Origin of the sequence: Methylobacterium sp., assembly GCF_019750675.1 — a bacterium.
GTDB lineage: Bacteria > Pseudomonadota > Alphaproteobacteria > Rhizobiales > Beijerinckiaceae > Methylobacterium.
On sequence record NZ_JAIEOF010000445.1, the window covers coordinates 1 to 10,454 of the forward strand.

The window sequence follows — 10,454 nt, forward strand, 5'->3', positions numbered from 1 at the left end:
CGCAGGCGGTCGGTGCCGTCCACGACCACGCGGTCGCCGTTGCTCAGGCCCTCCGTGACCACCGTGCGCGGGCCGTCCGCCTCGCCGAGCTTGACCGGGCGGACCACCACCTTGTCGTCGCCCTGCATGAGGTAGACGTAGGTGCCCGGCGTGCCGCGCAGGATCGCCGCGGTCGGGACGATGGGCGCGTCGCGTACGGTGTCGACGGTGAGCTTGGCGTTGACGAACTGGTTCGGGAACAGCGCGTCGTCCTGGTTGGCGAAGATCGCCCGCAGCTTCACCGTGCCGGTGGTGGTGTCGATCTGGTTGTCCACCGTGTCGAGGACGCCGGTGGCGATGGCGTTGGTGTCGCCCCGGTCGTAGGCCGTCACTGCGAGCTTTGCGCCGGCACGCACCCGCCGCATCACCCGCGCGACGTCGTCCTCCGGCAGGGTGAAAACCACCGAGATCGGGTGCAACTGCGTGACCACCACGATGCTGGTCGAGGCGGCGGTGATGTAGTTGCCCTGGTCGATCTGCCGCAAGCCTACGCGGCCCTCCACCGGCGAGACGATGCGGGTGTAGGCGATGTTGAGCTTCTGCTGGTCGACGAGGGCCTGGTCGGCCGCCACCGTGCCCTCGTTCTGCTTCACGAGAGCCCCTTGCGTGTCGACGTTCTGTTTCGAGATCGAATCCTGCTGGGAGAGGCGCTGGAAGCGGGCGAGGTCGAGCTTCGAGTTCTGCAGCAGCGCCTGGTCGCGCATAAGCTGGCCCTGGTACTGGGCGAGCTGGGCCTCGTAGGGTCGGGAATCGATCTGGGCGAGGAAGTCGCCCTTCTTCACGGTCTGGCCCTCGCGAAAGCCGATCTCGGTCAGGTAGCCGCTGATCTGCGAGCGCACCGTCACGGTGGCGAGCGGGGTCACGGTGCCGAGGCCGGCCAGCACGATCGGCACGTCGCCCGGCGCGACCGTGGCGATGCCCACCGCCTGGGGTGGCTCCGCATGCCCGCCGCGGCCGCCGCCCTTGCCGCGCCCGGGCGTCGCCGTGGCCTCGGTGCCGGATTTCGGCGCCCAATAGTAGCGGTAGCCCGCATAGCCGGCACCCGCCAGGAGCAGCAGCACGACGAACCAGAGCCCCGCCCGGCTGCGGCGGCGCACGGGCGGCGCGTCGCGCGTGTCGGCCGGCATCGCGCCGGGATATTCCCGCGCGGTCTCGGTTCGGATGGGCGAGGTTTCGTTCATGGCCTGACGATCGCGGTGTGTCGGAAACGGCGTGACGCGCTGGAATGTCTCACGGCATCCTCACATGAGACCAACGAGTCTGGTCCCTCCTCCATCCGGCTCTGCCGTCCGGGCTTGCCGCATTGTCCTCAAGATAAGTCCGCCGACCGGTCAGCGACAGCATCGAGCGAGGTCGCACCCCATCGAAACCGTCGCGGCGCCCGCGCGGCGCGGCGCCTTTCGGTTCTGCGCGCGCGAAGACCCGCCCCGCACGCGCCAAGACGCCCGAACGAGGCTTCGAAAAGGGAACGCGGCACGGCATGGCACGCCTTCTGGGGGACCAATGCGACTCCAGTGGGGCCTTCGGGTTTCCCCCGTGTTGCTGGCAGCCCACGGGGTGCCGGCATGGTGCCGTCTCTGTGGACACCGGTTCGGCGCGCACGCGAAAAAGGCCGTCGCCGGGGCAGGCGACGGCCTTTTCTTGAACGGACCGGAGCGGTGACAACGTGAACGGAACGAGGGGGCGAAGTCCCGCGCTGGCAATCACCGCTCCAGCCGTGTCCCAGAGATACGTGATGGCTGATGATTGTCAATAATCGTCAGTCGACATCGATCCTGGCCGGCGCGGCCAGGTGCGAGGCCGCACATTTCGCGGGCGCGTGGCCTCGTGCTACGCCATGCCGGCCAGAGCCCGCGTATCGTCCTCGAGCCCCCCGCGACCCATGAATCCCGTCCTCGCCGATCTGCCGACGACCGTCTTCACGGTGATGTCGGGCCTTGCCAGCGAACTCGGCGCGATCAACCTGGGCCAGGGTTTCCCCGATGATCCGGGACCGGAGGATGTCCGGCGCCGGGCCGCCGAGGCCATCCTGCACGGCAACAACCAGTATCCACCGATGATGGGCATGCCGAGCTTACGCCGGGCGATCGCGGCGCATTACGCGCATCACCAGGGGCTGGACCTCGATCCGACGGCGGAGGTGATGGTCACCTCCGGGGCCACCGAGGCCATCGCGGCGGCCCTGCTCGCCCTGATCGCACCGGGCGACGAGGTCGTGCTGTTCGCACCCCTCTACGACGCCTACCTGCCGCTGGTGCGCCGGGCCGGCGGCGTCGCCCGCATCGTGCCGCTTCAGCCACCGCATTTCCGGCTCGACGCGGGCGCCCTCGCGGAGGCGTTCTCGGACCGGACCAAGCTCGTGGTCCTCAACAATCCCCTCAACCCCAGCGCGACGATCTTCGGCCGCGAGGACCTGGCGCTGCTGGCGTCCTTCTGCACGCGCCACGACGTGGTGGCGATCTGCGACGAGGTCTGGGAGCACATCGTCTTCGACGGCGCCCGGCACATCCCCCTGATGGCACTGCCCGGCATGCGCGACCGGACGGTGAAGATCGGCTCGGCCGGGAAGATCTTCGGCCTCACGGGCTGGAAGGTCGGCTTCGTGATGGCGGCGCCGGCCCTGCTGCGCGTGGTGGCCAACGCCCACCAGTTCCTCACCTTCACGACGCCCCCCGCCCTGCAGGAGGCGGTGGCCTACGGTCTGGCCAAGGAGGACGCCTACTTCGCCGGCATGCGCGCGCGCTTCGCCGCCTCCCGCGACCACCTCGCGACGGGCCTCGCCGCGCGGGGCTTCCGGGTACTGCCCTCGCACGGGACCTACTTCCTCAACGTCGATCTCGCGCCGCTGGGCTGCGACGACGACGTCGCGTTCTGCGACGACCTCGTGCGCCGGCACGGCGTCGCGGCGATCCCGATCAGCGCGTTCTACCCCGACGCCTCCGTGCGCCACCTCGTGCGGCTGTGCTTTGCCAAGGCCGACGATGTCCTCGACCGGGCTCTCGACCGGCTCGCCACCGTCGCCCGGCAGGCGGCCTGATGGGCGGGTTCGCGCGGACGGCGCTTGCGGGGGCGCAGGGCCGGGGCCACATCCTGGCGCATGACCACGCCGCGCATCACCCGGAGCCCGACCATGGACTTCACCCAGACCGCCGGTGCCACCGCCCGCTTCCGCCCGAAGGCGGACGACCGCGAGGCGACGCTGTTGCGCCTGGAGGCGTTCGCGCATCTGATGGACTCGGCCTTCGTGATCCCGGGCATCAACCGGCGCGTGGGTCTCGACGCGCTGGTCGGCCTCGTGCCGGTGGTGGGGGACGTGGCCGGCATGTTGCTGGCCTCCTACATCGTGGTGGAGGCGCGCCGGCTCGGGGCGCCGCGCTGGCTCATCGCCCGGATGGCCCTGAACATCGCGGCGGACGGGGCGCTCGGCGCCGTGCCGCTCGCGGGCGACCTGTTCGATGCGGCCTTCAAGGCCAACCGGCGCAACGTGCGCCTGCTGCGGCGCCACCTCGAGCGTCACGGCGGCCTGCGCCCGAACGAGATCGAGGGCACGGCAACGCGCATCGACGGCTGACCGCCGGCGGACGGAGGGGCGCCCGATGAACGAGGTCGCGCGTCCCGACACCGCCCAGGCGGTCGCCCTGCCCCCGCCGCACCGCGGCCTGTCGCCGCTCAACCGGCGGCGGCTCGCCAATTTCCGGCGCAACCGGCTCGGGTACTGGTCGTTCCTGATCTTCACGGGCCTGTTCGTCACGAGCCTGTTCGCGGAGTTCATCGCCAACGACCGGCCCCTGGTGGTCTCGTACAAGGGCGAGATCCTGTTTCCGGTGGTCATCGACTACCCGGACGAGAAGTTCGGCGGCTTCTACGCCCGGCCGAACTACCGCTCGGCGGAGACGCGCAAGGAGATCGCCGACAACGGCTGGGCGATCTGGCCGCCGATCCCCTATTCCTACGACACCATCATCGACGGCCTGCCGACCCCCTCCCCGTCCCCGCCGACCTGGCTGCTGACGGAGGCGCAGTGCCAGAACGTGGGCAAGACCTGCGCCGAGCTGGAGACGCACTGGCTCGGGACCGACAACACCACCCGCGACGTGCTGGCGCGCATCATCTACGGCTTTCGCATCTCGGTGCTGTTCGGGCTAATCCTGGCCCTGATCTCGTCGGCGATCGGCGTCGTCGCCGGGGCGGTGCAGGGCTATTTCGGCGGCTGGGTCGATCTCGCCCTGCAGCGCTTCATCGAGGTCTGGAGCGGTATTCCGACCCTCTACCTCATCATCATCATCTCGGCCTTCATCGAGCCGGGCTTCTTCGTCCTGCTGGGCATCCTGCTACTGTTCTCGTGGGTGTCCCTCGTGGGCGTCGTGCGCGCCGAATTCCTGCGTGCCCGCAACTTCGAGTACGTCCGCGCCGCCCGGGCCCTGGGCCTGTCGAACATCCGCATCATGAGCCGGCATCTCCTTCCCAACGCCATGGTGGCGACGCTGACGTTCCTGCCCTTCATCCTCAACGGGTCGATCGGGACGCTGACCTCCCTCGACTTCCTCGGCTTCGGGCTGCCTCCGGGCTCGGCCTCGCTGGGCGAGCTCCTGGCCCAGGGCAAGGACAACATCCAGGCGCCCTGGCTCGGGCTGACCGGGTTCTTCGTGGTGGCGGTGATGCTCAGCCTGCTGGTCTTCGCGGGCGAGGCCGTGCGCGACGCCTTCGATCCCCGCAAATCCTTCGGCTGATCCCGATTTCCCGCGCCGCGTCAGAGCGGGCGGGAGGCGCCGCCATCGAGGAGCCAGCCCTTCGCCCGCAGGATCAGGGCCGGGCGGACGCGGGCGACGTCGTCGCCGTCGACAAGGGGCGAGGTGGAGAGCGCGGCGAGATAGGCCTGCTCGCTCGGGCGACAGGCCCGCAGGGCGGAATCCGCCGCGATGACCCGGCTGGAGAGAGCGACCTGCAGGGCGAAGTTCCTGTGCAGACAGGCGCGCCAGGCGCCGTGGCGGTCCGCCACGCCCGGTTGCCCCTCGGCCGAGGCGCCGCCCGAGAACAGGATCAGGCAGAGGAGTGAGAGCGCGGGCAAGGCGCGGTCGCGGATCGTCATGGCGAGGCTTCCCGAACCCGGTCACCCTCGCGCGGCCAGGCTTAACCCGGCCTTAAAGCGTGCATTGTCCCCAGTCTCGTTCCGGGACGCTCAGCGGTTGGCGGTCGTGACCGGCGAGGTGGCGCGGCCGAGAGAGACCCAGCCGACCGTGCTCTGGCTCTCGCGCTTGATGAAGGTGTAGCCGGTCTGGCGCCAGGGGAGCACGGCGCTGGTCTTGTTGTCGAGGACGAGGTCGCCCCGGTCGGTGATCAGGGTCAGGACGGCGTGGCCCTCGCCCTTCTCGTCGATGACGACCGTCATGCGCATCGCCCGGCGCGGCAGGCCGGCCTCGGCCAGGAACTTGCGCTTGAGAAGCTGGAAGTCCTCGCAGTCGCCCGATCCGTCCTCGGCCAGATCCCAGCGATCGGCGACGTTCAGGTGCTCCATGTCGGTGACCGCCCGCAGGGACTTGTTCACCCGGCGGTTCACCGACACGATGGTGTTCCAGGTGGCGGGCGTCAGGGTGATCTGCGCCGGCTCGGCGGTGTCGACGGCGCATTCGGCCGTGTAGCTCTGGCAGAAATCCACCCAGGCGGCGATCGCCCGGGCCGGCGCACCGGCCGTGATCGTGCTCGGCACCGTGGGCAGAGACGCCAGGGTCTGCGCGCCGGCGCCGGGCGCCAGGGTGAGGCCGGCGAGGAGCACGACCCCGCCGAGGGCGGCGAGACGGCCCTTGAGGGTCGGGAAACGCTGGGAAATTCCGTACCGCATGACCGCCGCTGGTCCCGTTAAGCTTCTGTTAACGAATGTCCCATGGCAGGCGTTGCACGGCAATCGGCGGGTTAAGAAAAGGTTAACGGTGTGGATGGCGGGGTCCGGGCCGCGCAATCGCCGGGCTTTTCCCTGGGCGTGGACGACGGGCCGCCCTGGCACACCGACACGGTTCGTCGGATGATTCACCCCGGATCGCCTTCGGATTTCCGAGGCGCGCGACCGGGCGGACCGGGATCGCTTGGTGCGCGGGACGATCACGGCCTGATCGCGCGTGCCGTCGCGCCACCATCACGATCGACCGATACGGTGCTTGGCACATCGCCAAGCTGCACCATCTTCGTCCACGAGGGCGCGACGGGGCACGATGACGAGGCATTCACAATGAATTCGGATAACTTTTATCAGTTTTTCTGCGGCTTGCTGACGAACACAGCATCGGCCGCACTTCTGGCAAGCCTCTTGACCCTTCCGGCGCGCGCTCAGGAGATGCCTTACGTCGATACCGAGCGCGGCACCTTCCTCATTCATGGCAATTACTGTGGGCCTGGAAACCGAAGCCCGCGTCCGCCGATCGATGCTCTGGACGTAGCCTGCATGCACCATGACATATGCTCGCCCCCGCGCGGTCAGGTGGCCACCTGTGCCTGCAACGATCGCCTGCATCGGGAAGCGGAGGCGGTATCGCTGGACCCGAACCAGCCCGAAAGCCTGCGCGACACGGCGGGTCTGGTCGCCGACACCGCGACCGCATTGCCCTGCCGGTAGCGACCGGGATTTCCGTCACGCGCGCGACGGTGCTGGGGATCGGTTCCGCCAAGCGGAACCGATCCCGGGCGCGGGGCTCAGGCCTGCGGCAGGTCCGGTGTGATGCCGAGGTTGGACAGGCCTTCCTCGAGAAGGTCGCCCGCGTTCGGAATTCCCAGGATCTCGTGGGCCGCGCCCTCGCCCGCCGCCTCGCGCTCGCGGGCGAAGCGGACCGCGTCGGCCCACTCCTCCGGCTCCATGTCGCCGCGCCCGATATAGAGGAGCGCCAGGAGGTCGGCGCGTTCGTCGTCGTTGAGGGCGCCGATCATCGCGCGCAACTCCTCCTCGGTGGCGTCGTCGGTGCCCGAGATCAGCACGTCGGTGGCACCGTCATCGGTGGGGTTCGAGCCGGAATCGGGATCGGTCGCCCCTTCCTTCACATCGACGGCGCGCACGCGCAGGATGATCTCGGTGACCTTGTCGACGGCGATGTCCATGAATGCATTCCCGTTTCACCGGCCGCCGGCAGTGGCGGCCCCGAGCAGCGACAACGGGCCAGGCCGGATCCGGTTCGCGTCGCGGCATGCGCGGCCGAGCGCGGGGGTGAGCCGATGACGCGCTGGATCGGCGGCCTCGACGGCTGCCGCGGCGCCTGGGCGGGCGTGCTCCTCGACCTCGACGACCCGGGCCGCTACCGGGCCGCGCGCTTCGCCCGCGTCGCCGACCTGCTGGACGCGCCGGAGGCACCGCTCAGCGTCGGGATCGACATCCCCATCGGGCTCGACAGCCACGTGACGGGGGGCGGGCGCGCGGCCGACCGCGCGGCGCGGGCGCATCTCGGTCGGGGCCGGGCCAGCGTGTTCCGGGTGCCGGCCCGCGCGGCGGTCCATGCCCAGACCTACGCGGAGGCCAAGGTCCTGTCGCGGGCGCACAGCACGCCCCCCTTCGCCCCCTCGATCCAGTGCTGGAACATCCTGGGCTACGTCCGCGAGGTCGATACGCTCCTGCGCGCGCGGCCCGAGTTGATGATGCGCCTGCACGAGATCCATCCCGAGATCGCGTTCCACCGGCTCAACGGCGGGCGGGCCCTGGCGGCGGGCAAGAAGGGGCCCGCGCGCCAGGACGGCCTGACCGAGCGCCGCGCTCTGCTCGCCGCCGCCGGCCTGCCGGCCGGGCTGATCGCGGCCCGGCCGGCGGGCATCGGGGCGGACGATCACCTCGACGCCCTGGCCGGCCTCGTCGTGGCCCGCGATATCCTGGCGGGATGCGCGATCCCCCTGCCCGATCCGCCGGGGCGCGACGCGGCAGGTCTACCGATCGTGATCTGGATGCCGGCCCGGGCCGCCGGCCCGCCCCTGGTCCCGGGCGATTTCCCTGTTAAAGCGAAGCGCTGAGTTGGGGTACGAGATGACGCAGGATCTAGCCGTTCGCGACATTGCCCGAGCCCTGGTGTTCGACCCGGACCGGCGCCTGCTGCTCATCGCCTACGAGGCGGTGCGGCCGATCGATCCGGCGCGGCCGGATGACCGCACCTTCTGGTTCATGCCCGGCGGTGGGCTGGAACCGGGCGAGGACCACGTCGAGGCCTGCCGCCGCGAACTCTCCGAGGAGATCGGCGTCACCGGGATCGAGATCGGGCCGCAGGTCGCCGCGTGCGACGGCCCCTTCCATCACTTCCGAACCTCGCGCGATGCCCGCGAGCGCTACTTCGTCGTCCACCTGCCCGATGCGACCGTGGACACGAGCCGGCTCGCCGAGACCGAGGACAACCCGGTTCTCGGAACCCGCTGGTGGACGCTGGCCGAACTCGAGGCCACGTCCGAGCGGATCGAGCCGAAGGGACTGGCGGCGGTCGCCCGCGACATCATAGCCGGGACGATACCTGCCACGCCGGTCGTCCTAAACTGGCGGGAGCAACCCTAGCCATCCGGCTTGCCGTGCGATGGCGAGCCACCCAGATCGCCCGTCACCCGAGGCGCGCGTCGCCCCAAGACGCCCGTCCAAGACACCTGTGAGTCACGAAACCCATGAGCGAGGACCATTCCATGTTTCCAGAGACGCTGAAGGCCGGCTACCGCTCGTTCATCGACGGACGCCTCACCGACGAGGCCAAGCGCTACGCCAAGTTGGCCGATGGCCAGAGCCCCGAAGTGCTGATGATCAGCTGCTGCGACAGCCGCGTCTCGCCCGAGGTCATCTTCGACACCGGCCCCGGCGAACTCTTCGTGGTCCGCAACGTCGCCAACATCGTTCCGCCCTACGAGACGGGCGGCGACTATCACGGCACTTCGGCCGCCATCGAGTTCGCCGTGGAGGGCCTGGAGGTCAAGCACATCGTCGTGCTGGGGCACGCCACCTGCGGCGGCATCAAGGCCTACGCCAATCCCGCCAAACCCCTCTCCAAGGGTAACTTCATCGGAAGCTGGGTCTCGCTGGTCGAACCCGCCGCCGCCCTGGCGGGCGACCCGAACGCACCGGATTACCTGACCCGGCTCGAGTACTCGATGGTCGCGCAGAGCCTGAAGAACCTGATGACCTTTCCGTTCGTGCGCACGCGGGTCGAGAGCGGCCGGCTCGCTCTCCACGGCGCCCATTTCGGCATCGCCCGCGGCGAGTTGCTCCTGCGCGACCCCGAGACCGGCGAGTTCAAGCCGGCCGTCGATGGGGCGGGCCGTAGCCTGACCCCCGCCGCCATCATCGGCCGCGCCGTCGAATAGGCCGGAAACGCGAAAGGACGTCGCGCCCCGAAGGCGCGACGTCCCTTTTGTCTCGAACTACGCCGGGCGACGGGCCCGGCGTGTCGCTTCGTTCGGATCAGCGGGCGCCGGGGAGGCGCTGCGCCATCTGGTAGTGGGACTGCAGCACCGGCAGGGCCTGCTCGGCATGGGCGCGCAGGGCCGGGTTCGGGCCGGACGCGGCGTAGGAGCGGAACATGCCGATGGTCATCTCGTGCGACTGGACCTGCATGCGGCCGTAGAGGCTGTCGAAGCGCGGGCCGGCCGGGGTCTGCGAGAGTTCGGCGAGCATCGCTTGCTGCTGCGGGTTCGGCTGGACGATCGTGGTGCCGGCCGTGGCGTCGACATCGCCGCTGAAGGCACGGCTGCCGGTCTCGGCGCCGCGCGCCGCACCGCTCCCGAGGCCCTCGACGCCCGCCACCGGGCCGCCGCTGAGCGTCCCGCCGACGACGCCGGCCGCCGCACCCGTGGCCGCGCCCACGGCACCACCGGCCACCGCGAGCGGGGCGGTGATCAGGCCGCCGACGCCCTCGTTGTTGCGTACGGCCGCGTAGTTGCGCTCACCGCCCGCCAGGGCGACGTTGGCGGCGCGATGATCGCGGATCGCTTCGCGGGCGAAGCGCAGCACCTGCGGGTTCCGGCTCTTGTTGAGCGCGATCTGGCTCGACTGAATCTCGAAGGCGTTGGCCTGCATCGCCTCCATGCGGAAATCGCCCGGCATGCCCTGCGCGAAGGCGGGGGTGGCGAGGGCGGCCATCACGGCGGTCAGGGCAAAGGTCTTCTTGATCATGAGATCCTCGAATTCGTGTTGATAGACGTCACAGGCGGCGCGCCAGGCTAAAACAACCCGTCCGCGCAACGTCCCGTCACGGTTGCGGGGCCAACGACGTAAGCGCGATTGAGTTCCATGCTCGCGTGAACCCATTTTCGCACCCAGTTCGGAAATCTTTCCCTGATTAAGGCCAAGCTTTGCGGACTCACTAGGCTGCGGGTTGCGGACGAATGCCTGGAGACACGGTTCGCGACCTTCGAGACGGCGAGCCGGAAAGGCGCTGTCGGAAAAGGCACTCGGGAAAAGGCACTCGGGAAAAGGC

At 69.8% G+C, this 10,454-nt stretch carries 12 protein-coding genes; 7 read left to right on the plus strand and 5 right to left on the minus strand.

Going from position 1 to position 10,454, the window contains the following annotated elements; genetic code table 11:
* Window positions 1-1,220: MdtA/MuxA family multidrug efflux RND transporter periplasmic adaptor subunit (locus K2X24_RS23460; RefSeq protein ID WP_292501651.1), on the minus strand; the 1,220-nt coding region annotated here is incomplete at its 3' end.
* 701 nt (window positions 1,221-1,921) lie between these two features.
* On the opposite strand from K2X24_RS23460, the gene K2X24_RS23465 reads away from it, so the two are divergent.
* The 3 genes from K2X24_RS23465 to K2X24_RS23475 all read left to right on the plus strand — a co-directional run bounded on the left by K2X24_RS23465 (window position 1,922) and on the right by K2X24_RS23475 (window position 4,769).
* Window positions 1,922-3,076 (plus strand): aminotransferase, encoded by a 1,155-nt coding sequence (locus K2X24_RS23465; protein ID WP_292501654.1) that lies wholly within the window; start codon window positions 1,922-1,924, stop codon window positions 3,074-3,076.
* Window positions 3,077-3,169: 93 nt separating this feature from the next.
* Window positions 3,170-3,610 (plus strand): DUF4112 domain-containing protein, encoded by a 441-nt coding sequence (locus K2X24_RS23470; protein ID WP_292501673.1) that lies wholly within the window; start codon window positions 3,170-3,172, stop codon window positions 3,608-3,610.
* 25 nt (window positions 3,611-3,635) lie between these two features.
* On the plus strand, window positions 3,636-4,769 hold the full coding sequence (locus tag K2X24_RS23475) for an ABC transporter permease (RefSeq protein WP_292501656.1): 1,134 nt from the start codon (window positions 3,636-3,638) through the stop codon (window positions 4,767-4,769).
* Window positions 4,770-4,789: 20 nt separating this feature from the next.
* On the opposite strand, the gene K2X24_RS23480 is transcribed toward K2X24_RS23475, so the two are convergent.
* Together K2X24_RS23480 and K2X24_RS23485 are read right to left on the minus strand one after the other, a co-directional pair.
* Window positions 4,790-5,128: a hypothetical protein gene (locus K2X24_RS23480; protein WP_292501658.1), complete on the minus strand. Its 339-nt coding sequence runs from the start codon at window positions 5,126-5,128 to the stop codon at window positions 4,790-4,792.
* A gap of 90 nt (window positions 5,129-5,218) precedes the next feature.
* Window positions 5,219-5,878, minus strand: coding sequence for a transglutaminase-like cysteine peptidase (locus tag K2X24_RS23485; protein ID WP_292501660.1), 660 nt, complete (start codon window positions 5,876-5,878; stop codon window positions 5,219-5,221).
* 90 nt (window positions 5,879-5,968) lie between these two features.
* Between K2X24_RS23485 and K2X24_RS23490 the strand changes: the two genes are divergently transcribed.
* A complete protein-coding gene (locus K2X24_RS23490; RefSeq protein WP_292501662.1) occupies window positions 5,969-6,646 on the plus strand; it encodes a hypothetical protein in 678 nt (225 codons plus the stop codon).
* A 77-nt stretch (window positions 6,647-6,723) separates the two neighbouring features.
* Here the strand turns inward: K2X24_RS23490 and K2X24_RS23495 are convergent, their stop codons facing one another.
* A complete protein-coding gene (locus K2X24_RS23495; RefSeq protein ID WP_292501663.1) occupies window positions 6,724-7,122 on the minus strand; it encodes a DUF3775 domain-containing protein in 399 nt (132 codons plus the stop codon).
* A gap of 114 nt (window positions 7,123-7,236) precedes the next feature.
* On the opposite strand from K2X24_RS23495, the gene K2X24_RS23500 reads away from it, so the two are divergent.
* From K2X24_RS23500 to K2X24_RS23510, 3 genes are all read left to right on the plus strand, one after another.
* Window positions 7,237-8,019: a DUF429 domain-containing protein gene (locus tag K2X24_RS23500; protein WP_292501665.1), complete on the plus strand. Its 783-nt coding sequence runs from the start codon at window positions 7,237-7,239 to the stop codon at window positions 8,017-8,019.
* Between the two features lie 13 nt (window positions 8,020-8,032).
* Complete coding sequence (locus tag K2X24_RS23505; RefSeq protein ID WP_292501667.1) at window positions 8,033-8,548, plus strand: NUDIX domain-containing protein; 516 nt, start codon at window positions 8,033-8,035, stop codon at window positions 8,546-8,548.
* Between the two features lie 122 nt (window positions 8,549-8,670).
* Window positions 8,671-9,342 (plus strand): carbonic anhydrase, encoded by a 672-nt coding sequence (locus K2X24_RS23510; protein WP_292501669.1) that lies wholly within the window; start codon window positions 8,671-8,673, stop codon window positions 9,340-9,342.
* A gap of 97 nt (window positions 9,343-9,439) precedes the next feature.
* On the opposite strand, the gene K2X24_RS23515 is transcribed toward K2X24_RS23510, so the two are convergent.
* Window positions 9,440-10,150, minus strand: a complete 711-nt coding sequence (locus tag K2X24_RS23515) for a DUF4142 domain-containing protein (protein WP_292501670.1) — start codon at window positions 10,148-10,150, stop codon at window positions 9,440-9,442.
* Window positions 10,151-10,454 lie beyond the last annotated feature (304 nt).